This is a genomic window from Janthinobacterium sp. YR213 (genome assembly GCF_900099875.1).
In the GTDB taxonomy this organism is placed as follows: domain Bacteria; phylum Pseudomonadota; class Gammaproteobacteria; order Burkholderiales; family Burkholderiaceae_D; genus Janthinobacterium; species Janthinobacterium lividum.
The window spans coordinates 427,742-453,706 of the sequence record NZ_FNDA01000004.1 but is presented as its reverse complement, the minus strand read 5'-3'; the positions used below and the strand labels follow the sequence as shown (position 1 = coordinate 453,706).

General features: G+C 63.9%; 24 protein-coding genes. 4 read left to right on the top strand and 20 right to left on the bottom strand.

Annotation, left to right across the window (positions count from 1 at the left end; translation table 11 throughout):
* Nucleotides 1–20 precede the first annotated feature (20 nt).
* Nucleotides 21–1,892, top strand: a complete 1,872-nt coding sequence (locus BLT98_RS19735; RefSeq protein WP_092610719.1) for a transthyretin-like family protein — start codon at nucleotides 21–23, stop codon at nucleotides 1,890–1,892.
* A 7-nt stretch (nucleotides 1,893–1,899) separates the two neighbouring features.
* On the opposite strand, the gene BLT98_RS19730 is transcribed toward BLT98_RS19735, so the two are convergent.
* From BLT98_RS19730 to BLT98_RS19720, 3 genes are read right to left on the bottom strand one after another with little or no spacing between them, the layout of a single operon-like run.
* Nucleotides 1,900–3,057 (bottom strand): acetyltransferase domain-containing protein, encoded by a 1,158-nt coding sequence (locus BLT98_RS19730; protein ID WP_170846438.1) that lies wholly within the window; start codon nucleotides 3,055–3,057, stop codon nucleotides 1,900–1,902.
* Between the two features lie 9 nt (nucleotides 3,058–3,066).
* A complete protein-coding gene (locus BLT98_RS19725) occupies nucleotides 3,067–5,169 on the bottom strand; it encodes a TonB-dependent siderophore receptor (protein ID WP_092611143.1) in 2,103 nt (700 codons plus the stop codon).
* Between the two features lie 54 nt (nucleotides 5,170–5,223).
* On the bottom strand, nucleotides 5,224–6,135 hold the full coding sequence (locus BLT98_RS19720; protein WP_092610713.1) for a LysR family transcriptional regulator: 912 nt from the start codon (nucleotides 6,133–6,135) through the stop codon (nucleotides 5,224–5,226).
* Between the two features lie 126 nt (nucleotides 6,136–6,261).
* On the opposite strand from BLT98_RS19720, the gene BLT98_RS19715 reads away from it, so the two are divergent.
* Nucleotides 6,262–7,248 carry a zinc-dependent alcohol dehydrogenase family protein gene (locus tag BLT98_RS19715; RefSeq protein WP_092610710.1) on the top strand — a complete coding sequence of 329 codons (987 nt, stop codon included), beginning with the start codon at nucleotides 6,262–6,264 and terminating at the stop codon, nucleotides 7,246–7,248.
* A gap of 71 nt (nucleotides 7,249–7,319) precedes the next feature.
* Nucleotides 7,320–7,643, top strand: a complete 324-nt coding sequence (locus BLT98_RS19710; RefSeq protein ID WP_092610707.1) for a tetratricopeptide repeat protein — start codon at nucleotides 7,320–7,322, stop codon at nucleotides 7,641–7,643.
* Between the two features lie 6 nt (nucleotides 7,644–7,649).
* On the opposite strand, the gene bla is transcribed toward BLT98_RS19710, so the two are convergent.
* The 13 genes from bla to BLT98_RS19645 all read right to left on the bottom strand — a co-directional run bounded on the left by bla (nucleotide 7,650) and on the right by BLT98_RS19645 (nucleotide 20,161).
* Entirely contained in the window at nucleotides 7,650–8,591 is a 942-nt protein-coding gene (bla, locus tag BLT98_RS19705) for a subclass B3 metallo-beta-lactamase (protein ID WP_244517590.1), read from the bottom strand.
* Between the two features lie 78 nt (nucleotides 8,592–8,669).
* The gene (locus tag BLT98_RS19700; protein WP_092610704.1) at nucleotides 8,670–10,427 is read right to left on the bottom strand and encodes a M56 family metallopeptidase; all 1,758 of its coding nucleotides are present in this window, start codon (nucleotides 10,425–10,427) and stop codon (nucleotides 8,670–8,672) included.
* Nucleotides 10,424–10,816 carry a BlaI/MecI/CopY family transcriptional regulator gene (locus BLT98_RS19695; RefSeq protein WP_034757543.1) on the bottom strand — a complete coding sequence of 131 codons (393 nt, stop codon included), beginning with the start codon at nucleotides 10,814–10,816 and terminating at the stop codon, nucleotides 10,424–10,426. The genes BLT98_RS19700 and BLT98_RS19695 overlap by 4 nt, the downstream gene beginning before the upstream one ends.
* A gap of 64 nt (nucleotides 10,817–10,880) precedes the next feature.
* Nucleotides 10,881–12,410 (bottom strand): hypothetical protein, encoded by a 1,530-nt coding sequence (locus BLT98_RS19690; protein WP_092610701.1) that lies wholly within the window; start codon nucleotides 12,408–12,410, stop codon nucleotides 10,881–10,883.
* A gap of 60 nt (nucleotides 12,411–12,470) precedes the next feature.
* Nucleotides 12,471–13,685, bottom strand: a complete 1,215-nt coding sequence (locus BLT98_RS19685) for a hypothetical protein (RefSeq protein WP_170846437.1) — start codon at nucleotides 13,683–13,685, stop codon at nucleotides 12,471–12,473.
* A 74-nt stretch (nucleotides 13,686–13,759) separates the two neighbouring features.
* A complete protein-coding gene (locus BLT98_RS19680; RefSeq protein ID WP_092610695.1) occupies nucleotides 13,760–15,106 on the bottom strand; it encodes a DUF3422 family protein in 1,347 nt (448 codons plus the stop codon).
* 122 nt (nucleotides 15,107–15,228) lie between these two features.
* Nucleotides 15,229–16,437 (bottom strand): multidrug effflux MFS transporter, encoded by a 1,209-nt coding sequence (locus BLT98_RS19675; RefSeq protein ID WP_092610692.1) that lies wholly within the window; start codon nucleotides 16,435–16,437, stop codon nucleotides 15,229–15,231.
* Nucleotides 16,434–17,090 (bottom strand): TetR/AcrR family transcriptional regulator, encoded by a 657-nt coding sequence (locus BLT98_RS19670; protein ID WP_092610689.1) that lies wholly within the window; start codon nucleotides 17,088–17,090, stop codon nucleotides 16,434–16,436. Before BLT98_RS19670 ends, BLT98_RS19675 begins: the two co-directional genes overlap by 4 nt.
* 122 nt (nucleotides 17,091–17,212) lie before the next feature.
* On the bottom strand, nucleotides 17,213–17,689 hold the full coding sequence (locus BLT98_RS19665; protein WP_170846436.1) for a copper chaperone PCu(A)C: 477 nt from the start codon (nucleotides 17,687–17,689) through the stop codon (nucleotides 17,213–17,215).
* Between the two features lie 18 nt (nucleotides 17,690–17,707).
* On the bottom strand, nucleotides 17,708–18,304 hold the full coding sequence (locus BLT98_RS19660) for an SCO family protein (protein WP_070279155.1): 597 nt from the start codon (nucleotides 18,302–18,304) through the stop codon (nucleotides 17,708–17,710).
* Between the two features lie 62 nt (nucleotides 18,305–18,366).
* A complete protein-coding gene (locus tag BLT98_RS19655) occupies nucleotides 18,367–18,732 on the bottom strand; it encodes a DUF2946 domain-containing protein (RefSeq protein ID WP_092610686.1) in 366 nt (121 codons plus the stop codon).
* A 41-nt stretch (nucleotides 18,733–18,773) separates the two neighbouring features.
* On the bottom strand, nucleotides 18,774–19,397 hold the full coding sequence (locus tag BLT98_RS19650) for a helix-turn-helix domain-containing protein (protein WP_092610683.1): 624 nt from the start codon (nucleotides 19,395–19,397) through the stop codon (nucleotides 18,774–18,776).
* 62 nt (nucleotides 19,398–19,459) lie between these two features.
* Nucleotides 19,460–20,161 (bottom strand): Crp/Fnr family transcriptional regulator, encoded by a 702-nt coding sequence (locus BLT98_RS19645; RefSeq protein WP_092610680.1) that lies wholly within the window; start codon nucleotides 20,159–20,161, stop codon nucleotides 19,460–19,462.
* Nucleotides 20,162–20,299: 138 nt separating this feature from the next.
* On the opposite strand from BLT98_RS19645, the gene BLT98_RS19640 reads away from it, so the two are divergent.
* On the top strand, nucleotides 20,300–21,934 hold the full coding sequence (locus BLT98_RS19640; protein WP_092610677.1) for an acyl-CoA synthetase: 1,635 nt from the start codon (nucleotides 20,300–20,302) through the stop codon (nucleotides 21,932–21,934).
* 10 nt (nucleotides 21,935–21,944) lie between these two features.
* Here BLT98_RS19640 and BLT98_RS19635 read toward each other — a convergent pair whose 3' ends face one another.
* From BLT98_RS19635 to BLT98_RS19620, 4 genes are all read right to left on the bottom strand, one after another.
* On the bottom strand, nucleotides 21,945–23,360 hold the full coding sequence (locus tag BLT98_RS19635) for an MFS transporter (protein ID WP_092610674.1): 1,416 nt from the start codon (nucleotides 23,358–23,360) through the stop codon (nucleotides 21,945–21,947).
* 73 nt (nucleotides 23,361–23,433) lie between these two features.
* Nucleotides 23,434–24,150, bottom strand: coding sequence for a ribonuclease T2 family protein (locus BLT98_RS19630; protein WP_211615015.1), 717 nt, complete (start codon nucleotides 24,148–24,150; stop codon nucleotides 23,434–23,436).
* 70 nt (nucleotides 24,151–24,220) lie between these two features.
* On the bottom strand, nucleotides 24,221–25,321 hold the full coding sequence (locus BLT98_RS19625) for a branched-chain amino acid aminotransferase (protein ID WP_092610671.1): 1,101 nt from the start codon (nucleotides 25,319–25,321) through the stop codon (nucleotides 24,221–24,223).
* 117 nt (nucleotides 25,322–25,438) lie between these two features.
* Nucleotides 25,439–25,936, bottom strand: a complete 498-nt coding sequence (locus BLT98_RS19620) for a Fur family transcriptional regulator (RefSeq protein ID WP_092610668.1) — start codon at nucleotides 25,934–25,936, stop codon at nucleotides 25,439–25,441.
* Nucleotides 25,937–25,965 lie beyond the last annotated feature (29 nt).

The following is a 25,965-nucleotide window of genomic DNA, read 5'->3' as shown; positions in this document are numbered from 1 at the left end:
ACATCAGCAAGGGAGCCATCATGGCCTATATCCTGCGGGGCAAGCTGTGCGGCTTGATCTGTGCCGAGTGTCCTGAAGCTTTATCCCACGTCCTCGTGCGCCTGTACAGGCCACGCGAGTCGCAAAACGTCACGGCCCTGGCCGTGGCCAGCGCCAAGGAAACCTTCGCCATCCTCACGGACGAGGAAGTGCAGGCGAAAGCGCCCTTCCTGCTGGCCGAAGCGCGCACGGATGACGATGGCAACTACAGTTTTACCCTGGAGGATGATTATCGGGGCGAGGCCGTCGAAGTCGATATCCTGTGCCCCACCGTGCCGCATTTGAAGCCGGGACCGAAAGACCCCGTGCCGCTGCAGTTTTCCATCACCACCATCCAGCCCCGCTGGCGCCAGGTCGAGAACGATTTCCTCGCCGTCTGGGATTATTGCCTGCCGCAACGCTTCTGGTGCCTGGTGCGCGCCCGCTTCGGCGCCTGGACCATCTGCGGCCGGCTGCGCACCTGCGACGCGCCCCACGCGCCGATCGCCGGCGCCACCGTGCGCGCGTTCGACGCGGACTGGCTACAGGATGATGCGCTGGGAGTGGCGGTGACGGACGCCAGCGGGCGCTTCCGCATCGATTACCTGACGTCGGACTTCACGCTCACGCCTTTCTCGCCATTCATCAACGTGGAATTCGCCAGCGGGCCAGACGTGTATTTCACGGCGCAGCTGGGCAGCGTGACGATCCTGTCGGAAACGCAAGCCAACGGACGCCAGCCGGGGCGCGAAAACGTGGGCCACTGCTTCTGCGTGGAACTGTGTTCGAAAGACGTCTTGCCGCCCGACGTGGAAGGCGTGCCCCACTGGCAGCAGGTGGAAATCTTCGACATCCACCCGTTTCCCTCGCTGGCCGGCTTTTCCGCGCAAGGCTATGCGGGCGGCGCCGGAGCCTCGTATGTGTTCGCCGGCGGTGTCGCCTTGAAGGGCAATTGCCCGCTGCGCAACAGCGCCATTCCCGCCAACCCGCTGGAATACCGTTTCCTGATCGGCGAATGGTCCTGGCCCGGCGGCAGCGACGACCCGGCAGCCATCCCCACGGTGGCACCCGCCAGCCTGGCGCCGCTCACGCAAATCCTCGGCACACACGTCGGCTATGTGTTTTATACAAATGGACTGGGTCTCGGCGATTCGGCGCCCGTCATCATCGACGCGGGCGATCTGCAGCCTGGCGGCTGGATACGCGTGGACGGCAAGCCCGTCACCGTGGACATGCGCGACGGCACGACGGCCGTCGTCAACGTGGCGCCCAGCATCTTCCTGCGCACGTTTGACTTGCTGACCGTGAATACGCCGGCCATCACCAGCCTGCATCCGGCCAAGCTGCCGGGCGGCTTGCCCATCCTCGACGCGGGCCGCAGCCTGACGGCCGCCGAGAGCGAACCGATACGCCGCTACCGCCTGGACTTCGAGGTGCGCGACGGCAATACCCTGGCGCTGGTGGCCACGGACGGGCTCGATTCCATCGTCTTCGACAACTCGCCCGTCATCGTGGCACTGGACCTGGAAGAGCTGCGCAGCAATGCCTGCAACCCCATCGCGGGCGGCCTCGTGCATATCCTGTACACGATCGACCATCCGCATCTGCGCTTTTTCAATATCACGATTTCCAACAACAACGGCATCCAGCACCCGCCGCCACCGCTGCCGGCAGCCAGCTTCACGCCGCCCCCACCACCGAGCAATTATCTGTTCCGCGGCGCCGCGGGCGGGCCGCATTTATCAGGCAACAACGGCGGCTTCCCCGTCAACGTGGCGCTCGATCCGCCGTGCGCCTACAGGGTGGCCATCGGTTGGCAGACGCGGCATTACCTGGCGTCCAGCCACAGCATCGATAGGCTGTACTGCAAGTAGGCATGCTTCAGAAGTAGCGCACCCACGCCTGCTGCGACGAACGCTTGTAATTGGCAAACGCGCGGCAAGGGAAATACAGCACGGGCATCAGCAGCAAGGCCAGCAGCCAGACTTGCCAGATGTGCTCGACGCCATAGCGGTTGCCATGATTGGCACCGAGCACGGCCGTCAAGCTGATACCGATGAGCAGCAGCAGATACAGGTGCAACAAGTAGTAGAACATGGGGGCGCCGCCAAAGGTGGAGCACGCCCGCGTAAACCAGTTATCGACGCTTTCCAGCCAGGCCAGGCCCAGCATCCCCAGGCCCAGGGTGAACAGCAAAAAGTCCAGCGATGGCGGATATTTCGTGAAGTTCAGCACGCTCATGGCCGTGCGCAAGACCGTGTCGCCCGCCACCCACGGCAGGGTTTCACCATAGATATTGCAACCGCGCAGCACGGCCAGCAACAGCAAGCTGCCTGCGCCCAGCGCCAGCAGCAGGCGCCGCCGCCCCTCCGGCGAACGACTGCGCGCATACAGGGGCCCGGCCGCATAGCCGAGCACGATCACGCCTATCCACGGCAGCAACGGATAACTGACCTTGATCTTCATGGCGCCGTCCGCCACCAGATACCCCCGTTGCAGCAATACCGTCAGAGCGTCATGGGCAAAGCTGCCCTCTTCCGCGCGCAGTCCCGTGAACAGATGCTGGCCCGCGATGATCGCCACGCCCAACAGTGCCAGCACTTTCAACGGCAACTGGTGCAGCACGGCCAGCGCCATCATGGCCAGGCCGATGACCCAGATCACCTGCAGATACAGCACGGCTGGCGGAAACGCCCCGCTCCAGGCGAAATTGACGAACACCAATTCCAGCACCACCAGCAGCAAGCCCCGCTTGAACAAGAAGCCCGTGGCGCTGCGGGGCCCGGCGGCCGGATGCGCATACAGCCAGGCGGACAAGCCCGTCAGGAAAACGAACATGGGCGCGCACACGTGGGCGGCCAGCCGCGTGAAGAACAGGGCCGGATCGACACTGGCCGCATCCATCGGGTCGCTCACCTGGTGGTGTAAAAAGACGGTTTCACGCACATGGTCGAACAGCATGATCAGCATGACGAGGCCGCGCAGCACGTCGATGACGGCGATGCGGGTGCGCAGGGTGGCAGAAGAAGTCGATGTCATAGTGATTGCTTAAAAACGGTACTGGGCATGCAAGGTCACCGTGCGCTCCGCCCCCGGCGCCACCCACAGCTGGCTATACGAACTCGCATAGTAGCTGCGGTTGAACAGGTTTTCCACGTTCAGGGCCAGGCGCAATTGTGCGTTGGGCGAATACGATGCCAGCAATCTGGCCGTCGTGTAGGCCGGCAGGGTAAAGCTGCTGCTGACGGCCACGTCGCCCAGGCGCTCGCCCACATATTGCACGCCGCCGCCCACGCTGGCCGTGCCCGTGGCCAGCGCAAATTGCTGGGTGGCCAGCAGATTGGCGCTGTGGCGCGGCACGTTGGCGAAGCGGCTGCCCGTCACTATCGTATTGTCGCCGCGCGTGACGGTGGCGTTGGTGTAGGCATAGGCGCCCGAGACGCGCAAGCCGCGCGCCACTTCGCCCGACACGTCCAGTTCCAGCCCCCGGCTGCCCACTTCGCCCGCCGCGATGGCGAAATCCGTGTTGGCGGGATTCGTCGTCAGCACATTGCTCTTGCGGATGTCGTACACGGCCACGGTGCCCGTCAGCTTGCCCGTTTCCAGCTTGGCGCCCAGTTCATACGAGCGGCTGCGCTCTGCCGGGAAAGCCTGGTTGGCGATGCTGATGCCGCTGTTGGGGCGGAAGCCCTTGGCCGCGCTTGCATACAGCGACCAGGCCTTCGTCGGCTGGTAGACGAGTCCCGCGCGGGGACTCGTGGCCGACAGCGACTGGCGGTTGCTCACGTTCAAGCGATTGTTCGTCACGTCCTGCGTGTACGTATCGTGGCGCACGCCGACCAGCGCCTTCCATTGCGCGCCCAGATCCAGTTGATCCTGCGCATACAGGCCGCGCGCCTTTTGCCCTTCCTGCGTGTCGATGGACAGGGCCAGCGGATCGGCCCTGCCGCCATACGCGGGATTGAAGATGTCGATGGCATACGCATTCGCGGCCGAAGGATTGCGGCGCAGCTGCACCCGGTGGTCGTCGAAATGATAGGCGTCGACACCGGCCAGCACCTCGTGCGCCAGCGCGCCCGTCCTGAACTTGCCCAGCACTTCGACGCGGGCCGACACGTCGGTGGCGGAGAAATCGCGGTGGCGGCGCTGGCGGTTCAGGGTGCGTCCATCGGCCAGCAGCTTGTTCGCCTCGGTCGAATAACCGCTCAATTCGCTGTCGCGGTAGGAAGCCCCTGCCTGCACCGTCCAGTCTTCCGACAGCGCGTGGTGGATGAATAGCTGCTGCCCCAGCGACTTGACCGTCATGGGGCCGTCGCCCGGCTCGCCCAGGAAGCGCGAGACGGGGACAAGACCCAGCTTGCCGTTCACGGCCACCACGCCGCGGTCGAACGGCGCGCGCTGGCGCACCGCTTCGATTTCATACGACACGGTCGTGTGCTCGCCCAGCAGCCACAGAAACGAGGGAGCAAACAGGCTGCGCTCGACCTTCAAGGTATCGCGGAAACTGTGCCCTTCTTCATGCGCCGCGTTCAGGCGGTAGGCGATGGTGTCGCTCAGCGGTCCCGTCAAATCCAAAGCTGCGCGGCGCGTCTGGAAGCTGCCCAGCGACACATCGGCGCTGTACTCGGGCGCGAATTTCGGCTTCTTCGTCGTGATGTTCACCGTGCCGCCCGGCTCGCCCCGGCCGTACAGGGCCGAAGCGGGGCCTTTCAGCACTTCGATGGCCTGCGTATTGCCGCCGTCGCGCATGCCGTTGTAGCCGCGGCTGGAACTGAAACCGTTGACCATGTAGTCGGAGCCGAAATTCGGGTCGCCCGTAAAGCCGCGCATGGCGTAGCTGTCCCACAAACCGCCCAGCGGACTTTGCTTCGCGATGCCGCTGGCCAGGTCCAGCGCGCCGGCCAGGGTCGTCACGCCGGCGTCGCGCAGCAAGTCGCCGGTCAGCACGCGCACGCTTTGCGGCAAGTCCATCAGCAAGGCATCCGTCTTGGTGGCGCCCGTGGCGGACAGGCTGCGGTAATGCTGGCGCTCGGCCTTCACGGTGACGACGTCCTGCGCGTCGGGCTTGTCGGCAGCAGGGTCAGCTGCCAGCGCCAGGGGACTGGCGGCGGCAAGCAAAAGCGCCACAGGGCGGCGTAAAAACACGGACATGGGATTCCTGACAATGGACAATTCAATGCAATAGGCTTGCATTATAATTGATAATCAATTCTCATTAAAGCCTTCGTGAAAAATCTGCGCCAGGAACTCCACAAACACTTGCACCTTGGCCGCGCGCAGCTGGCGCGGGTGGAACAGCGCCCACAGATCCGGCCCCCGCGTGCGGAACGGTTGCAGCACGGGCACCAGAGTCCCTTCGCGCAAGGGCTGCAACACGGAGACGGACAAGGCCTGCACGATGCCGCAGCCGGCCTGGGCGGCGGCGATCATCGATTCGATATGGTCGAAGGCCAAGGCGGCCGGCGGCGTGTGCGCATACGCCGCATCGCCCTCGCCGGCCTGGAACAGCCAGGGCCGCACCTGGCGCGATTTCGGGTACAGGAAATGCAGGCAGGCAAACTGGTCCAGTTCCTGCGGCGTGCGCGGCATGCCATGCCGGGCGACAAAGGCGGGCGAGGCGCAGCACAGATAATCCATGTTCAGCAGGCTGCGCGCCACCAGCGATGAATCTTGCGGTTCGCCGATGCGCAGCATCACGTCGATGCCCTCTTCCACCATGTCGACCAGGCGGTCGCTGACCGTCAGGCGCAGGGAAATGTCGGGATAGGCGGCGGTAAAGCGGGGCAAGGCGGGCGCCACCAGGTTGCGGCTGATGCTGCTGGGCATGTCCACACGCAAGCTGCCCGATGGCCGCTCGGCCGCCTGCAGCAAGCTCGTTTCCAGCGCCGCCATGTCGGCCAGCACCTGGCGCGCCTGCGCATGGCACTGCCGGCCTTCGGCCGTGAGCGACATGCTGCGCGTGGTGCGCTGCAAGAGGCGCACGCCGAAATGCTTTTCCAGCGCCGCCACCTGATTGGTCACGGACGACGTGGAAATGCCCAGGCGCTGCGCCGCCTTGCTGAAGCCGCCCGCCTCGACCACGGCGCAAAACACGTGCATTGCTTCCAGCCTGTCCATGCCGGTCTCCTGTGAGTTCCTTGATTCCGGCGATTATCCACGATACTGAAATAGTGCATCGGGATGCGCCCCATTTTTCTTTGGACCGTCCCCGCCTAGACTGGGGCATCAACCACAGGAGATCCCATGCAAGCCCTCGTCCTCAACACCTTTGCCGCCCCCATGAGCATGACCAACTTGCCCGTACCGCAGCCCGGTCCCGGCCAAGTCCTCGTGCGCATCGCCGCCAGCGGCGTCAATCCGCTGGACACGAAGATCGCCGCCGGCGCCGCCCCGCACGCCCGGCCCCGCCTGCCCGCCATCCTCGGCATCGACATGGCCGGCACGGTGGCGGCCGTGGGCGATGGCGTGACGACTTTTCACATGGGCGCAACAGTCTATGGCATGGCCGGCGGCATCGGCGGCATCCAGGGCTCGCTGGCCGAGTACGGCGTCTTCGACGCAGCCCTGCTGGCGCCCGTGCCGCCAGCGCTGAGCATGCGCGAAGCGGCCGCCCTGCCCCTCGTCTTCATCACGGCCTGGGAAGGGCTGGTCGACCGCGCCCATGTCAAGGCGGGCGACAGCGTACTCGTGCATGGCGGCGCGGGCGGCGTGGGCCACATGGCCGTGCAGCTGGCCGTCGCCCTTGGCGCCACAGTGTATGCCACGGGCAGCGCGGCCAGCCGCGCTGCCATCGAGGCGCTGGGCGCGCGCTTCATCGATTACCGCACCAGCACGGTGGATGACTACGTGGCCGAACACACGGGCGGCGCCGGCTTCGACATCGTCTACGACACGGTGGGCGGCGCTACCCTGGACGCCAGTTTCAAGGCGGCACGCATCTACGGCGGCCACGTCGTCAGCTGCCTCGGCTGGGGCAGGTTCGCGCTGAGCCCGCTGACGGCGCGCGCGGCCAGCTATTCGGGCGTGTTTACCCTGCTGCCCCTGTTGAGCGGCCAGGGCCATGCGCGCCATGGCGCCATCCTGCGCGAAGCCAACAAGCTGATCGAGGCGGGCAAGCTGCAAGTGCGGCTCGACCCGCGCCGCTTTACCTTGCGCACGGCGCACGATGCGCATGCGGCGCAGATCGACGGCAGCGCGCGCGGCAAACTGGTGGTGGATGTGGAGGATTGAACGCCGGCTTGTTTCCCGCGCGCCGAAGCGTTAATATGCAAGAATAAACTTGCATATTGATGAGGCCGGGAATGCGTGAAAATCTGGAAAAACTGCTGGCGCAGGGGCGCGACAACGCCCTGCTGCGCTTTGGCCTGGGCGACGCCTGCCTGAAAGACAATGACGCCGAGCAAGCGGCGCTGCACCTGGCGCAAGCCACCGTGCAGCAGCCCGGCTATTCCGCCGCCTGGAAGCTGCTGGGCAAGGCCTTGCACCAGCTTGGCCGGCTGGACGAAGCGCAGGCGGCCTGGACCACGGGCGTGACTGTGGCCCAGCAGCAAGGCGACCTGCAAGCCGTCAAGGAAATGACGGTGTTCCTGAAACGCCTGCAAAAACAGCGGCAGGCGGCAGCGTAAAACCGTTTAATGCGCGTGCGCGGCGTCCTTGACTTCGGCTGGTAACGCGACGCCCCGTTCCTTCGCCAGGCGCTTGGCCAGCAAGCCGCCCGCTTCGGCCGCATAGGCGCGGCAAGCATTCGCATCGATCAGGGGATTGTCCGTGCCTCTGCGCTTGGCGGCCTTGCCCAGCACGTCCGTCGTGCCCGGATGCACGGGGATGATGATGTCGCATGGCAAGGCGGCCACCTTGGCGATACTCGCTTCGAACGAGGCCGAAATGTCAGGCGTGCCACCCTTGCCCGCGCCTTTGCCTGTATAGCGGAAATCGCCGCTCGCATACGGGTTCAGGCTGTCCGCATACACGACGTCCAGGCAGCGGTCGCCTTCGCACGAGGTCCAGGTCCACGTCGTGCCGCCAGGCGTGTGGCCCGGCGTCATGTGGGCCATCAAGGTCACTGGGCCCACCTTGACGGTATCGCCCTCGCCCACCAGGCTGACCTTGCGCACCTTGGCCACATGCACGACGGGATTGGCCTGGTATTGCGGATCATCCTTGCCATTGGTGCCGCTTTGCAGCACCGGGGCGGCCGCTGCGCTGGCCATCACGGTGGCGCCGCTGGCCCGCTGCAGCGCGGCAATGCCGCCTGCATGGTCCCAATGCGCATGCGAATTGAGGATGTATTTCACATCCTCGATGCGAAAGCCCAGCGCCTTGATGTTCGCCACGATCAGGGGCGCCGATTGCGGCAGCGCGCCGTCGAGCAGGATATGGCCCTGCGGACTCGTCACCAGCACGGCGGACAAACCGGCCGTCCCCACATACCAGCTATTGCCATAGATATTGAACGGCTTGACGGGCGCATTCCATTCCTTGCAATTATCGCAATCGACAGGTTTATCCTGCACCGGTGCGGGGGTCTTCGCCTGCACCGTGCCAGCCGCCATGGTCGCAACCGTAGCCAGCATTAACTTCGCCAATAGTGTCATCTTCATCTCCAGAGTGTAAAAAGATGGGCGCCCGCACTGGCGCGCCCGGGGGGGGTATCAATGCATGCGGCCTGGGCTCCCGGCCAGGGTGTCGCGGATGTGTCCGGCGTCGAGCGAGCGCCGCTGCGCGCCGGCGGCGTCCAGCAGCACCACGGTGACGTGCTTGCCGCCGCTGCGCATGCGCATCGTCAGGCAACTGCCCGCCTCGTTGCTGCTGCCCGTCTTGGACAGCAGAATGTCCCAGCCCTTGCCGCCCACCAGCGGATTGGTGTTGTGCAAGGTGCGCGTCTTGCCATTGACGGCCACGCTCGCCTGCGGATGGCTGGTGATGCGCGCGATGTCCGGATAGCGCGCGGCCGCCGCGACGATCTTCGCCACCTCGCTGGCCGTGGACGTATTCGCGGGAGAACTGCCGACGGGGTCCGTCAAGGTGGTGCGGCGCAAGCCCAGGTGGCGGATCTTCGCTTGCAACGCTTGCGCAAAGGCAATGTTGCCGCCGGGATAGGTGCGCGCCAGCGCGGCGGCGGCGCGGTTTTCGGACGGCAACAGGGCCAGTTGCAGCAGCGCGCCGCGCGTCACAGCCACGCCATCGGCCAGCAGGCTGTGGCGCTGCAGCGACGCATCGCCATCGGCGCGCACGATGCGCAACTGTTCATCGGGATCGAGCCCCGCATCGAGCACCACCATGGCCGTCATCAGTTTGGTGATCGAGGCGATGGGCACGACGGCGTCCGCATCCTTCGCCATCAACACCTTGCCACTGGCGTCATCGAACACCAGCATGTGTTTCGCGCTGACGGGCAAGACCAGCATGCCGGCGGCAGCCTCGGCCAGCATCGCCCCGCTGACTGCGGGCTTTTCCTGCGTCTGCAGCAACAGGGTGGCGCAGGCCAGCAACAAGGCGGGTACGGCCAGTTTCCAGCCGGCCGTATCCAGCCCTGGCGCCATCAGGCGTTCTATGCGAGTGAGCAACGCCCCGCCCCGTGCCGACATCAGCAAGCGGGAATGCTGCGGTGCGGCAGCGTGCAGGGACAGCGCATGCAGCGCCGTGGCCAGCTGCTGCGGGTCTTGCAGCGCTTGCGCAGCCAGGGCATCGGCCACCTGTTCCCGCTCGGCCCGCATGCGCGCCGACAGCCACCAGACGACGGGGTGAAAGAACAGCAGCGCCTCGGCCACGCTTTGCAACAGGTTGACCAGGTAATCCCAGCGCCGCACGTGCGCCAGTTCATGCGCCAGCAGCGCTTCGAGCAGGGCGACGGGCATGCCGCTCAGCAAGGCGGCCGGCAGCAGGATGACGGGGCGCCAGAAACCCACCGTGACGGGACTGGCCAGGCCTGCATGCAGCTTCAGCGGCACTGACCGACTGCCGCGCAAGCCCATGCGCAGCGCCAGCGCATCGAGGCGCGCCTGCCAGATGGCCGGGGCCGCCACAGCCTGGCGGCGCAGCTTGCCGACCCAGGCCAGGCCCAGGCACAGGCGCAAGCTCATCAGGCCAACGCCGGCGCTCCAGGCCAGCACCAGGGCCGGCATCCACGCTTGCAGCGCGGCGCGCCAGGCGGGCGGCGCAGCCATCGGCAGCTGGGCCAGTGATGTGCCGGACAGGAGCGCGAGCAGGTGGACGGCGGGAATGCATATACACAGCAGCAGCGCCAGCGCGCACACGGCATAGCGCCAGCGCGCGCTGGCGTGGCGCAGCAGCCAGAGCAATACAGCGGAGACGGCGCCGACGATCAAGCCCTGCCAGACAAAACACAGCAAGACCCAGCCCAGCGCAGGGACAAGGTTGCCCAACTCTATGCCCAGGTCCAGGTTCATGGCGCGCCACCATCCTTGCTGCGCAGGATTTTTTCAATTTCCAGGCGTTCCGCGTCGCTCACGTGCTCGCGCAGCGCCGTCAGCACGAGCGCCTTGCCGGAACCGGAAAATACCTTGCCGATCAAGTCCTTGAGCAAGCTCGTTTGCAGCTTTTCCTGCGCTTCGACGGCCGCATACAGCTGCGGCCGCTGGCTTTCATCGCGGCTCAGCAAGCCCTTGCCATGCATCAGTTGCAACTGGCGCAGCACGGTGGCGTAACTGGCATCGGCACGCTCCGCGGCCAGGGCGTCATACACGGCGCGGGCGTCGGACGGACCGCGCTGCCACAGGATGCGCAGCAGGTCCAGTTCGGCGGCCGTGGGATGGGGAGTGGAGGTATTTTTTAACATGCCGCTAGAATACCCAGTCTAGAACTCAATGTCTAGAACTTTTTTTCTAGACTACTGGACTGGCCTAGAATTCGCGCAAGCGGTCGAACAGCGCCAGCAAGGCCGCCTCATCGACGAGCGTGGCTCCCTGCCCGCCCGCTTGCTGCAATTGCTGCCGCAGCTGGGCCAGCAGCTCGGCCAGCACCGTGTAGATTTCCTCGCGCTCGACCGTCTCGATGATGCTCGCGCGCCGCTCGATCTTGTTGAATACCTCCACATAGGCAGTGACCATCGTTTCCAGCGCGGCGGCCGGCGCCGTCGCCTGCATGGTCGCATCGATGCCGCGCGTCACGGTCAGCATGTTCTTGTAGGCCAGCGCCGCCTTTTTCGCATACGCGGGGGAAATATGCTCGCGGCCATCCCAGTCGCGGAAGGGGTTGAGCAGATTCTCCGCCAGCCATTCCGGCTTACGTGCCTTGGTGACCGACAAGTCCAGTCCCAGCGCCGCCGCTGTCTTGTAGCCGACCTTGATGGCCTTGGCGACATCCGCAGGCAAGCTGGTCAGCCACAAGGCGGACAGCTTCGGCAATTGCGTGGCCGATGGAAATTCCTCCGCCGTGAAACCGAACAGGTCATAGGCGGTGAACGTCCGCAGCTGGGTCAGCCGCGCAAGGCTGGCCATCTGCGACGCCAGCCCAGGCTTGCCCCAGATGCGCAACGAGGTCAGATGGGGAAAGCGCTGCGCCACTTGCGCTAGGTCAACGTCCTTCATGCCGATCAGCGACAGGCCGCCCAGCTGGCCGAGGCCGTGGAACGGCGGCAGCGCGTGCGTGCACTGCAGTGTCAGGTGGCGGCCGTCGGCGCCATCGTCGATGCGCAGCGCCGGCGATGGCGCGCTGCGCAGCGCGAGCAGGCTCAAGCCTTCGTTCAAGACGAGGCTGGTGACGCCATCGGGCTGCAGGATCAGGCGGTTCAAGCCGCTGCCGCTGAAGTCGAGCGCATGCACCGTCGATGATTGCCAGTCCAGCTCATTGATGAAGGGATTGCCTTGGATAAACTCCATCAAGGCTTGCGTGCCATTGCCCGTCTCGATCGACATCAGGCAAGGCAGTTGCTCCAGCTCGGACACGTCGCCCAGCGCCTGCAAGACGCTGTCATTGATTTTCGTCGCGTCCTGGCGGAAGACCTGGCCGCCCAACGTCACCTCGCGCTCGTCCGACGCGGCCTTGAACCGCTGGCGCCGCAGCGGATCAATGCGCTCCCAGTTGCGCTGGCGCAGCACGCTGTCGCCCACGTACCAGGCGCTGCGGTAGCTGTTGACTTCCACATCCACCAGCGGCGCGACATTGCCAACGAGCGTATAGCCAGGCGGCACGTTCGCCGTGGCATAGCAGTGATCGTGGCGATTATTCCAGAAGAAATAATCGCACAGCAGCGGCCGCATGGCTTGCACGGCCGCCGCATCGGGCAAGGCGTCACCGGTCCAGTCCAGCTCCAGCACGGCAGCTACCGGCCTGGACGAGGATGCATCCTTGATGCGGGTGACCTGGCAAGCCACATACTGCTGCAGCTCCACTGAAAACACACTGTAGATATCTCCGACATTTGCTAACACTCAAATTTTCCTTTTTAATTATGGCGCCATCCTGGCAGGGCAAGATGCTCCGTCTTCACGCTAGAATTCGCGCAGCTCATCGAACCGCTGCAGCAGCGCCGCCTCATCGACCACCGCCATACCGCGTTGCCCCAATTGCCGCATCAGCTGCGCCAACAGGCTTGCCAGCGCCGTGCCGATCTCTTCGCGCTCCACCGTTTCGATCATGCGGGCGCGCCGGTCGATCTGGTTGAACACGCCGACATACTCGTCAATCATCGCAATGAGCGCCTTGGCCACGCTGGCGGCGTCCATCGCCGCATCAATCACGCGGCTGCCGGCCAACAGCTGCTTGTAGGCTTGCGCCGCCTTTTTCGCCTGGGCGGCGGAAATATTGGCACGGCCGTCCCAGTCACGGAAGGGATTGAGCAGGTTTTCCGCCAGCCATTCCGGCTTGCGCGGCTTGGTAATGCGCAGATCCAGTCCCTGTGCCGCCGCCTGCTTGAAGTTGGCCTGGATGGCCTTGGCAGCGTCGGCAGGCAGGCTGCTCATCGACAAGGTGGAAAGCTGGGGCAGTTGAGCGGCGCACGGAACATTGTCGGCGCCGTAGCCGAACAGATTGTCAGCGGTGAACGTCTGCAACTGTTTCAGTTGTGCGATGGCGGGCAGATGGGCAAGCATGCCCGGCTTACCCCATATGCGCAACTGCCGCAGCCCGGGAAAGCGCTGCGCCAGCGCCGCCAGGTCGAGTTCGCGCACATTGACCAGCGACAAATCAGCGACCCGGTCGAGACCGGAGAACGGCGGCACGTCTTGCTCGCACGCCAGGGCCAGAAACTGCCCGTCATAGCCATCGACCATGCGCAGCCCGGGTGATGGCGCGCCGCGCAAGGCGAGGGAATGCAGCACCGGATTGAGCTTCAGGCATGTGACGCCACCCAAGTCCACGTTCAGGCGCGCCAGATTGCCTTGGCTGAAATCGAGCTCGCTGACGGTGGACGATTGCCAGCTCAGTTCATGCAGGAAGGGATGCCGGGCCACATACTCCATCAGTTCAGGGGTGCCGTGGCGGGTGGCGAGGCGCATCAGCCGTGGCAAGCGGTCCAGCTCGGACAGATCGCTGACCGTTTGCAAGATACTGTCGTCGATCCTGGAAGTAGATAGCGGCAATAATTGCCCGCCAACCAGTACATCTTCGTCGCCGACAGGCGCATTGAATTGACGTTGCCTCGCTTCATCGACAAGCGTGCGCTTAGAAACATACTCACTGACAACATCGGCAACATTCGCTGGCACTCTACTTCCTTTCAACAACACCTGACGGTCGAATGTTGAAAGATAGCAAAAATGACAGCGCGATGTCGTCCTGTTCAGTCAGCGTGCAGCTTGTGGTGCATGCGGCGCAGTCCCAGCCACACGGCGGCGGCCACGAACGGCACCAGCGCGCCGACGAGGATTTCCGGATTCACGGGCAAGCCCATCACCTTGGCCGCCTTGCCCGTGTAGCTGAACAGACCGATCACATAATAGGAAATGGCGGCCACCGACAAGCCTTCCACCGCTTGCTGCAAGCGCAGCTGCTGCGCCGCGCGGGCGTTCATCGATTGCAGGATTTGCCGGTTCTGCAATTCCTGCACGATGCCAACGCGCGTGCGCAGCAAGTCATTCGTGTTGGCGATGCGCTGCGCCATCGCTTCCTGGCGGCTGGCCATCGCTTCGCACGTGTTCATGGCGGGCGTCAGGCGCCGATCCATGAATTCCTCGACCGTGGGTATGCCTTCGATGCGCACTTCGCGCAACTCGTCGATGCGCGCCTTGACCAGGCCCATGTAGGCTTTCGACGCGGAAAAACGGTAACTATTGTCGAGCGACAGCTTTTCAATGCGGGCCGCCAAACGCGTGATGCGGTCGAGCAAGGCTTGCTCGGCAACGCCCTCGTCGGCCTTGACCAGGCCCGGGGCGTCGTCCGTGTCGACCATGGCGGCGGCCAGGGTCGCCAGTTCGTTCTCGATGGCATTCAAGGATGGCGCCGCCTGCATGGCGTAAGGCAAGCCCAACAAGGCCATCATGCGGTAGGTTTCGATTTCCAGCACGCGCTGCACCAGGCGCCCCGACTGCTGCGAGCGCATGCCCGCATCGCGGATGACGAAACGGCTGAAGCCATCGGACTGGATGGTGAAATCCGTCCACAATTCGCCGCCCTGCAATACCTTGCTGCCGGCCAGGGTATTGCCCTCGAACACGCGCGACAAGCCCTGCATGAAGATTTCGGCTGGTTCAGTCGCCTGCTCCAGCACCACGTGCGCCGCCACCATCAGCTTGCCCTTCAAGCCCGCCAGCCACTGCTGCGGCAACTGCGCCAAAGGCATGCGCTCGAACGCCTGCTCCAGGGGCAAGGCCTGCCCCGGATGCTCGGCGAAGGTAAACGTGGCAAATTCCGTGTGGCATTCCCATTTCAGGCGGAAACGGCCAAAGTCGTAATAAAAATACTTGGCTTCGGCGGCGGGCGGCGTGACGCCGAAATGCGTGCACAGGGCCGCCAGGGTGGCATGCTGGGCGGCCATATTCGATGCACCGGGCGCCGCGCTGTCATCTTTATACACGGCCAGATGGGTGATCAGCTCGGGGGCGTCGAGCTGCAAAAACGGCCGCGAATGGATTTCCGCCGCCAGCGGCACGCGCAAGGCGTGGTTCAAACTGGAGTTAATCAAGTGCATGATAGCCAAAGGTAAAGTTGCAAAACTGCTTAGACCGGCGCGCGTGCTGCTGTGCCCGCAGCGTGGGTCTGATTGTCACAGTGTAACAAAGCAGGAAGCATGCCTACCTTTTCAAACTCGGCTCATGCCGTTTTGGCAACGCTCATCACACCCTGCGCCGCGTCCTGGCGCGTGCCCAGCCACCAGAAAAACGCGGCCAGCGCCACGGCAGAGGCCTGCCCCAGCGCCAGCTTGAACGCACTGTCGAACAGCACCGGTGCGACAAAACCGGACACGAGCGCAAACACCAGCATTTGCACGAAGTTTTGCAAGGAGGCAGCCAAGCCCCGCATCTGCGGGAAAATGTCGAGCGTCGACATGGTCATGCCCGGCAAGGCCAGCGACATGCCGAACGCGTACAGCATCACGGGCACGACGGCGAACGGGATGCTGGCCGCGAACCAATGGTTGTAGGCAATATTGAGCGCGCCCGTGGCCGCCATGGCCAGCAAGCCCCAGCGCACCAGCACGGCGCTTTTCACCGCATGGGCCAGCTTGCCCGACAGCGCCGAGCCGCCCACCAGGCCCGCCACCATGGGGATGAACATCCAGCCGAAGGCCGTTTCCGGCAGGTGCAGCAGTTCCAGGATGAAATGCGGGGCCGAGGCGATGTACAGGGCAAAGCCGCCAAACGCAAAGGCCACGGCCAGCGAACGCAGCAGGAACGCCCGGTGGCGCAAGGCCAGCCAGTAATTGCGTGCGATGTTGCCTGGGTGAAAAGGTTGACGTTGCTCGACGGCTAAACTTTCCGGCAAGCCTTTCAGGCAGGCGAGCAACAACAGCACCGTGACGGAAAAGGTGAACACGAACGTCGATTGCCAGCCATACGCCACGTGCAGCCAGCCGCCGATGATGGGGGCGATGGCGGGTGCGATGCCGAACACCATCATGATATTGGCCAGCATCTTCTGTGCGGCCGCGCCCGACAGGCTGTCGCGCACAATGGCTTGGCCGATGACCCTGCCCGCCCCCGCCGAGGCGCCCTGCATGCCGCGGAAGAACAGCAGCCAGCCAAAGCTGGGGGCAAACGCGGCGCCGATGGAGCCCACGGCAAAGATCAGCAGCGAGGCGAGAATCACGGGACGGCGGCCAAACGAATCGGACAAGGTGCCGTAAAACAAGGTCATGAAGGCATAGGCGGCCAGGTAGACGCTCAGGGTCTGCTGCACCAGCACGCTGCTGACGTCGAAATGCGTGCCGATCGCGGGAAACGACGGCAGGAAGGTATCGGTGGCGAACGGGCCCAGCATGGCCAGCCCGGCCAGCACCAGGGTCAGGTTGCGCGCTTTCATGCGCCCGCCTGCACAGCATATTGGCGGCGCAAGCCGTCGAGGGCCGCCAGCGAGAACGCGGCGACATGCTGCGCAATGCTGGCAGTGCCAGTCTCGTCATAGGTAATTTCCGGCGCCACCAGTTCATGCACGATGCGCGAACGGGCATAGAACACGGCCTGGCCGATCACGCTGAACACGCATTTCTGCAGCACGTCCGCCGGCATGGCCTCGCCCACCACGCCACGGATCAAGCCTGTAAACAGGGCATGGTGCGCGCGCACATCGCGGTCTGCCAGCATGTGGATGGCGGACGTGGGTTCGATCAATTCGCGCGCCACCAGGCGGCTGAACAGCGAAGCCGCTCCCGGACGCAGCATGTCGAAGACCATCGATTGTATCGCCAGGCGCAACTGTTCCACGGGCGCCACGGCCGCCGCCGGGCCTGCCTCCGGTACGGCAGCGGCCGTGGCACGCGCCAGCGCGCGCGCATGGTCGAAAGCGGCCAGGTACAGCTCTTCCTTGCCATGAAAATAATAGTTAACCATCGCCACGTTGACGTGGGCCGCCTCGCAGATCCTGCGCACGGACGCGAGCTTGTAGCCTTCGTCGGCAAACAGCTGGACCGCCGCCTGCAGGATGCGCGTGCGCGCCGTTTCGACTTCTTCTGTCATGCCATTCCCATCACTTAAACAGCTGTTTAATATTATTCAGCATTGTATCAAACAGCTGTTTAATTTTCAAATGGACGCAAAAAAGCCCGGCGAACCGGGCTTTGCAAGGGCACTGCCGTCGCTTAGTGCTTCATCGCCGGCATCGCGGATGACGTCGAGGTGGCGCCCAGCGGACGGGCCACGGCATTGACTTCGATCGTTTCGCGGCGCTTGTCCTCGCCTTCGACGACGAGGGTCAGCGGGATCTTGTCGCCCGCCTTCACCTGCCCTTTGAGTTCCAGCAGCATCACGTGGTAGCCGCCCGGTTTCAGTTCGACGGCTTTGCCGGCTGGCAAGGCGATTTCCTTGACCTGGCGCATGCGCATCATATTGTCCGTCATGCTCATTTCATGGATTTCCGCCACGCCGGCCACGGGCGAGCGCACTTCCAGCAGGCGCATGGCTTTCGGCGCCGTGATCTGCATGAAGGCGCCCGTGGCTTTTTGCTGCGGCACGGTGGCGCGCACCCACGGGTCGGTAATCTGCACGGCAGTCTGGGCAGCGGCGGAGAAGGACAGCACGGCCAGGGCCGTGGCCAGCAGGGTTTTCAAATGGATCATGATCATTCCTCGGTATGGTTATAAGGTGTATTTCGATTTCATCAGGGTCTTGATATCCTGCACGCACTCGTCGCCCGTCAACTGGTGTTTCAAGCCCAGGCGCATGCGTCCCTCGGCATCGAGCACATAGCTGATGGCCGTATGGTCCATCGTGTAGGAACTGCCGCTCGGCACGCGGCGGTAGAAGACCTTGTAATTGAAGGCCGTCTGCGCCGTCGCCTGCGGGTCCGTGCGCAAGCCCAGGAAGCTGGGGTCGAAGGCGCGCATGTATTCTCCCAGCAGCTCGGGCGTGTCGCGCTCGGGGTCGATGCTGATGAAGATCACTTGCAGCTTATCGGCATCCGGCCCCAGTTTCTGGCGGATTTCCAGCGCGCGCGACAGGGCTGTCGGACACACGTCCGGGCATTGCGTAAAGCCAAAGAAGACCATCACATACTTGCCCTTGAAATCGGCCAGGGTGTAGACCTTGCCGTCGGGGCCGCTCAACTTGAAGTCGGGCTTGTAATCGCCTCCCGTCAAGTCAAGGCCGTTGTAATGGGGTTTCGGCGCGGGTTCGCAAGCGGCAAGCGTGAGCAATCCCGCCGTACCGGCGAGAAGAAAAAGACGACGTTTCATGGCATTCTGGCCCGATGGGCGTAGTGGATACAGTTAAGACGTGGAAGGCGTGACGGGTGTGTTCAGGCAGCCAAAGGCGGGCCGCGCGGGCTGGCGACCAGCCAGGCAAACGGGGCCTGCGGCGCCTGGTAAAACAATGGCGGATACAGGTCGTGGCCCGTGATCACGGGCAGCGGAGACAAGGTCGGCGGAGGCAAGGCCACACTACCCGCATGGCTCATGCAGAACGGGCAATGCTCGATGTGGTGCAGCACGGAATCAGTGGTGGATTTGGCGGCTGGCGCCAGATCCGCTTGCGTGTAGACGGCACCGCTGGCCGAGCAAATCTCGACGGCGGCATTGTTCGCGTTCGCATGCAGCGAAGCAAACGCATACGACAGGGATGGCGACAGCGCATTGAGCAGTATCGCCAAGCAGGCGAACCACATATGCCACTGTTTGCGCTTCAATAATGATCCCATGGCCCCGATTATAACGGAGTCTGGCTATCGCGTTGCGCAGGCGCGCCCGCCTGGCCGCGCAGGAACAGGCTGGGGCGCACGCCCGCCACGTCCACGCAGGCATCGCAAAACGCGGGGATCGAGGCAAAGCCGGAGCCGGCCGCCACTTGCGCCAGGTCGCGCTCGCCGTGCCCGCCATCGGCATCCGCTTGCGCCGCCGTGTGCAGCGCGTGCGCCAGGCGCTGTTCGCGCACCAGGCTGAGCAATGCCTCGCCTTCGGAAAACAGGCGCGCCCTGGCCTTGTGCGGCGTCACTTGCCACAGGGTCGCCAGGCGCGCAGCCGTCCATTTGCCTTGCGGCGTATCGAAGATGTGCTGCGCCAGCGCCTGGCTCCAGCGCTTGCCGCCGCCGTGTCCGCCATCGGGCTCATCGCCTTCCAGCGCCAGGGTGAACACGGCCGGCTTGCCCCGCCCCGGCATCACGTCGCAGGCAAAGCGCAGGAAAGCGGGCACGACGAAACTGTCGCCACTGGCCAGTTTCTTGGTGGTGATTTCATTGTGCAAGGTCACAAAGCCCTGGCGCACGGTGACGCGCAGCCGGAGCGGAAAGCGCAAGCCCAGCAGGTGCAAGGGATGATCGGAAACGAGGGCCATGCGTCAGGTCAAGGTGGTGAACGAACCGCCAGCATGCCACACATCGCGCGTCCGGTCTGTCATCACAGCGACGCCACGCCATAACGGCGCAAGCCGTCCAGGTCGACGACGCGGATGGATTGGTAGGCAATGCTGATCAGGTTCAGCTCGGCCAGATGGCCCAGCGCCTGGTTCACCCGCTGGCGAGAAATACCCGTCAGCAAGCCGATTTCTTCCTGCGACAGCTCAAGCACGCTGGACGTGCGCGGGTATAGCATGGGGTGGAACAGCTGCGCGATGGCTTGCGCCACTTGCGCATCGACGGCCAGCAGGCGCTGGTTCTGGATGGTGGCGATGAATTGCCCCATACGCTCGTTCAGTTGGCGGATGACGAAGGCATTGAAGGAGAGGCTTTCGGCCAGCAACAGATGAAACAGGTCCACCGGCACGAGGATGATGCGCGATGCGCGCACGGCCACCACGTCGTAGCGGCGCAGTTCGCGCTTGAGCACGCTGCCCTCGCCGCACCAGCCGCCGGCCGGCACGCCGGAAAACGTGGCGCCGCGCCCATCGGCGTTGTAGACGGCCAGCTTGATCAAGCCCGTGTGCACGCCGATCCAGTGCGCCGACGGTTCGCCGCGCCGCGTGATGAAGGCGCCCGCCTCGAAATGCCGGATCACGCTGCCAGCGCGCAACAGGGCTTGATGCCTGGTATTGAGGGCCGTGAACCAGTCGTGGCTGTCGAGTTCGGGCACGGCACGGTCTACACTATCGTTGCTATCCATTCCATCCTTCAGTTGTCACTCGTCAGTTGTCACCGCAGTTGTCACTAAGATGACAGTGATTTTCCAGCGCCGGTGCTATGCTAACCGGTATCAATCCCGAAACAGGGAGCTACAAGATTCTTTTACCAGGAGACAAGCATGACAGCTGATTTCAACACCGGCCTCGGCAAAAACAGCGCCAACTACGCCGCCCTCACCCCGCTCGACTATATCGCCAGGGCAGCGGCAGTATATGGCAATCGCCTGGCAATTGCACATGGCGCCGTGCGCCAGACATGGGGCGAAACCTATGCGCGCACGCGCCGCCTCGCCTCCGGCCTCATCAAGCTGGGCGTGGGCACGGGCGACACGGTGGCCGTGATGTTGCCGAACACGCCCGCCATGGTGGAAGCGAGCTTTGGCGTCCCCATGGCCGGCGCCGTCCTCAACGCCCTGAATATCCGCCTCGACCTGGCCTCCCTGACCTTCATGCTGCGCCATGGCCAAGCCAAGGTCTTGCTGGCCGACACGGAATTTGCCGAGCTGGCGCGCCAGATGGCGGCGCAGATTCCCGGCTTGCGCGTGATCCAGGTCAACGATGTGCTGGGACCGGAAGTGGAAGCATTTGCCGACCTCGACTACGAAAGCTTGCTGGCCAGCGGCGACCCCGACTACGACTGGCAGCCGCCTGCGGACGAGTGGGACGCCATCGCTTTGAACTACACGTCCGGCACCACGGGCGACCCGAAAGGCGTCGTCTACCACCACCGCGGCGCGGCGTTGAACGCGCTGTCGAATATATTAGAGTGGGACATGCCCAAGCATGCCGTGTATTTATGGACCTTGCCGATGTTCCATTGCAATGGCTGGTGCTTCCCGTGGACCGTGGCCGCGCGGGCCGGCGTCAACGTGTGCCTGCGCAAGTTCGAACCGAAACTCGTGTTCGACCTGATGCGCGAATTGCGCATCACCCACTATTGCGCCGCGCCCATCGTGCATGCAGCGCTGGCCAATGCGCCCGCCAACTGGCGCGACGGAATCGACTGGACCGTGCGCGGCATGGTGGCTGGCGCACCGCCGCCGGCCGCCATGGTGGCGAAGATCGAAGCCATGGGTTTTGACTTGATCCACTCGTATGGCTTGACGGAAGTGTACGGCCCGGCCGCCATCTGCGCCGAGCAGGACGAGTGGGCGGCCCTGTCGCAGGAAGAGCGGGCCGTGCTGAAGTCGCGCCAGGGCGTGCGCTACCACCTGCAAAGCGCCGTGGCCGTGCTGGACCCGGAGACCATGCAGCCGGTGGCGGCCGACGGCGAACAGATCGGCGAGATCATGTTCCGCGGCAATATCTGCATGAAGGGCTATCTGAAAAATGAAAAGGCGACGCAGGAAGCGTTCGCGGGCGGCTGGTTCCACACGGGCGACCTCGGCGTCATGTATCCGGACGGCTATATCAAGCTGAAGGACCGCAGCAAGGACATCATCATTTCCGGTGGAGAAAACATTTCCAGCGTGGAAGTGGAAGACGCGCTGTACCACCATCCGCAGGTGCTGGCCGCCGCCGTCATTGCCCAGCCCGACGAAAAATGGGGCGAGACGCCATGCGCCTTCGTCGAGCTGCGCGAAGGCGGCACGGTGACGGAAGCGGAATTGATCGCCTTCTGCAAGAACAACCTGGCCGGTTTCAAGGTGCCGAAAGCCATTTATTTCGGCCCCCTGCCCCGCACGTCGACGGGCAAGATCCAGAAGTTCGAATTGCGCAAGCGCATGCAGTCGGACAAGGCCATCGACGTCTGATTTGTACCTGTCAGTCGCGCTTGCCTTGCAACCACGCCGGCTGCGCCACCACCAAGCGCGAGAAGCTGGCGATGCTGGCCACGGCGGCGAAGCCTGCCGCCAGGCACAGCGCATATGTCGTGCCACGCGTGGCGGAAACCGTGAAGCAATACGCGACCAGCGCCGCGCCCGTGGCTTGCCCGATCAGACGCGACGTGGCCACCACGCCGCTGGCGCCGCCGGCCCGCTCGGGCGGCGCGCTGCCCATGATGGCTTTCAGATTGGGCGCCTGGAAGAAACCGAAACCGATGCCGCACAAGGCCATGCGCCAGCCGATGTCGAATACGCTGGGGTGGGCCGGTATCCACACTAGGGTCAGCAAGCCGCCAGCCAGCGCCGCCAGGCCGATGCCGCCCAGCACGCCCGGCGAATAGCGGTCGCTGAGGCGCCCGGCGACAGGCGCCATCACGGCCACCAGCACGGCCCACGGCGTCATCAAAAAGCCCGTTTCGACGGGTGAACGGCCCAGCGTGACCTCAAAATAGAAGGGCAGCGAGACGAAGGCCAGCCCTTGCGCGGCAAACGTGCAGATGGCTGTCAGCGACGACAGCAGGAATAATGGACGGCGAAACAGGTCGATCGGCAGCATCGGGGCTGCGTGCCCCGCCTGGCGGCGCAGCAGCAAAATAAAGAAGATCACTACCGCCACCAGTTCCGGCAGCAAGGTCGACAGGGCCGCGTGATGGGCGGCATCGCCAAACAACAGGATCAGCAAGCCGAAAGCGCCCACGTTGTACAGCGCCGTGCGCGCATCGAGGGTATGCCCGGAAAGTTTGGTCGCCGGCAGCATGCGGCTGGCGAGGAAGAAGCCGGCCACGCCCAGCGGCACATTGATGGCGAACAGCCACGGCCACGACGCCGTCGCCAGGATCAAGGAGGCGGCCGTGGGGCCGATGGCGAACGCGACAGCCACCACCAGCGCATTGTTGCCGAACGCGCGGCCCAGCAAGTGTTTAGGGTACAGGGCACGCAGCAGCGCCGTATTGACGCTCATCATGGCGCTGGCGCCGACGCCCTGGAACAGGCGCGCCACCACCAGCGAAGGCAAGGACCAGGCCAATGCGCAAGCGAGCGAAGCTAGGGTAAATAAAAACATGCCGGAGATGAATACGCGCCGGTAGCCGGCGATTTCGCCGAGGGCGGAAAACGGCAGCAAGGTCGCCACCATGGCCAGCTGGTACACATTCACGATCCAGACGGAGGCGGCCGGCGTCGTGTGCAGTTCGCTGGCGATGGCCGGCAAGGCCGTGTTGGCAATTGCCGTATCGAGCGAGGCCATGCCCACGCCGATGGCCAGCGCCAGCATGGCCCATGCACGGGCGCCGGGCGGCAAGCCGTCCTCGCCCACCATCACGGCTTGCGTTTGCTGCCGCATAGACTGCTGCATATACTACCTGTTCATCTTGCTGATCCGGACAATACACTAACATGTATGTAAGAAACCTGCAGGACAGGCCAGCTTACTTCTGGCAGTCGATGACCTTGAAGTCTTTCGAATAGCAGATGCGCAACTCGCCCGAATGCTTTTCATAGCCGAGCCAGCGGCCCTTCAGTTGCGGGTTATGCTGCTTCATCCACTGGAACAGCTCGTTCTTTGGCATGGTGGAATCCGGCAACTTCAAGGCCTGGAACAGTTCGCGTTCCTTTTCGAAATATTCCTTGGCCGTATCGAAATCGCAGGCACCATGCTTTTCCCATTCACCCTGCAGCAAGGCTTCACCCGGCTGCATGCACATGTAGGGCAGGATGTCGGACGGCGCCAGCTTCGGCAGATTGCCCTTGCAATAGCGCGGGTGCAGTTCCGTCTTGCGCGGCGGCGTCACGGAAATGTCTTCGCAGGTAGCCGGATTGGCTGACTGCGCCCACAAGCCATGCACGATCCAGCCGAACTGGTTGCTCTCGGCGCACTGGAAGGCGGCCTTTTTCGACACTGCGCCACGGCGGCGCTGGCTGTCGCAAAAGCCTGGGGACCATGACAGCGCCAGCATGAAGTAATCGGTGGGTACGTTGGTACTTTGCTTGTAGCACGTGTTTTTCTCGTCCGACGGCTTGACGTCGTAATCGTAGTAGCTGACGTTGCGGGGAATGGCGCACGTGGCGTCGGCCGCGTGGACGGCACCAAAGGGAAGGCTGAGGAACACGGCGGCCAGCGCGGGCAAGACAGAGCGGATTTTCATCGAGTTTCCTTCAAGATATAAAAACGCCGGCAACTGAGTGCCGGCGCGGTATGGAAATTACACCATCAACTTAGCAAACTTTATGCATCCAGCCGTGCGTATCAGCCGCCGTGCCATGCTGCAGTCCCAGCAACGCTTCGCGCAGGGCCAGGGTGACGGCGCCGTTTTCATTGTTGTTGATGGTCATTTCAAAGCCATTGGCCTTGGCCACGCCCACGGGCGTGATGACGGCGGCCGTGCCGCAGGCGAACACTTCGGTCATGCGGCCCGAGGCGATGTCGTCGCGCCATTGCTGGACGGACAATTTACGCTCTTCCGTCGCATAGCCGAGGTCTTTCGCCATTTCCAACAGGCTGCGGCGGGTGATGCCAGGCAACAAGGTGCCCGTCAGCTCCGGCGTCACGACGGTGACTTTCTCGCCATCCTTGTAAACGAAGAACAAATTCATGCCGCCCATTTCTTCGATGAATTCGCGGTGCACGGCGTCCAGCCACACAACCTGGTCGCAGCCCTTCTCTTGCGCTTGCGACTGGGCCATCAGGCTGGCCGCATAGTTGCCCGCGCATTTGGCTTCACCGGTGCCGCCCGGCGCGGCGCGCACGAAGTCTTCGCTGATCCACACGGTGACGGGTTTCACGCCTTTCGGGAAGTAGGCGCCGGCTGGCGAGGCGAACAGCACGAACAGGTATTCTTCCGATGGACGCACGCCCAGGTACGGGTCGGTGGCGATCATCAGCGGACGCATGTACAGGCTCTCGCCCGTGTTCTTCGGCACCCAGTTGCGGTCTTGCGAAATGAGCGCGTCGCCCGCTTCCAGGAACAGCTCGACAGGAATGGCCGGCATGGCCAGGCGCGCGGCGCTGCGGTTGAAGCGCTCGGCATTCTGTTCCGGACGGAAGGTCTTGATGCTGCCGTCCGGCTGGGCAAACGCCTTGTAGCCTTCGAAGATGGCCTGGCCGTAATGCAGGGACGACGCGGACGGGTCCAGCGTCAAAGGGCCGTAGGCCTTCAATTCGCCCTGCTGCCACTTTCCGTCGCGGTAAGGAATCACCACCATGTGGTCAGTGAAGATGCGGCCGAAGGCGGGATTGACCATGCGCGCGGCGCGTTCGGCGTCGGACAAGGGGTGGGCGGATGGGGTGACGACGAGATTCGGTGTGGAAGTGGTCATGGCAGCAGAAGACGAGTCAGGGAGAATAAAGAGATTCCCTATTGTAGCGCCTAATGCGCGCGGCGAGGAGGAGGATGACCTTGCCGCAATGTTGCGCCGCATCAAAAGGCGGCGCCGTCAGGCGGCCCGCAAGGGCTTGCCCCGCCCCGCTTGCGCTTCCCCGGCGCACTGGCTGCAGCGCATCTGTACGGAAATCACGTTGGCGCCGATGTCCATGCCGTGCGCCACCGCCGTCTGGCGCAGCTGTTCCACCAGCGACGCATCCTGCACCAGCACGCTGCGTTCGCACACCCTGCACACGAGGTAGCAACTGTCCGTCTCCACCTGGTCCGGCTTGATCAGGTAGCGCGCCTTGTTGCCGCTGGCGCTAGCTTCGCGCTCGCGCAGCAGCAAGCCGGCCAGCTCCATTTCCTTGAGCACGCGGTAAATCGTGCCCAGGCTGACGGCAATGCCGATATGCAGCAGTTGCTGATAAATGCTTTCCGCATTCATCGCTTGCCGCTGCGTGCCGGCCAGCACTTGCAAGATACAGATGCGCGCGCTGGTCGGGCGCAGGCGCACGGCGCGCAAACGCTCGAACACGCGGCCATCGCCCTGGTATTGAATGTCTTGCATGGGATTCTCCGCTTGTGCGTTCTGCTCTC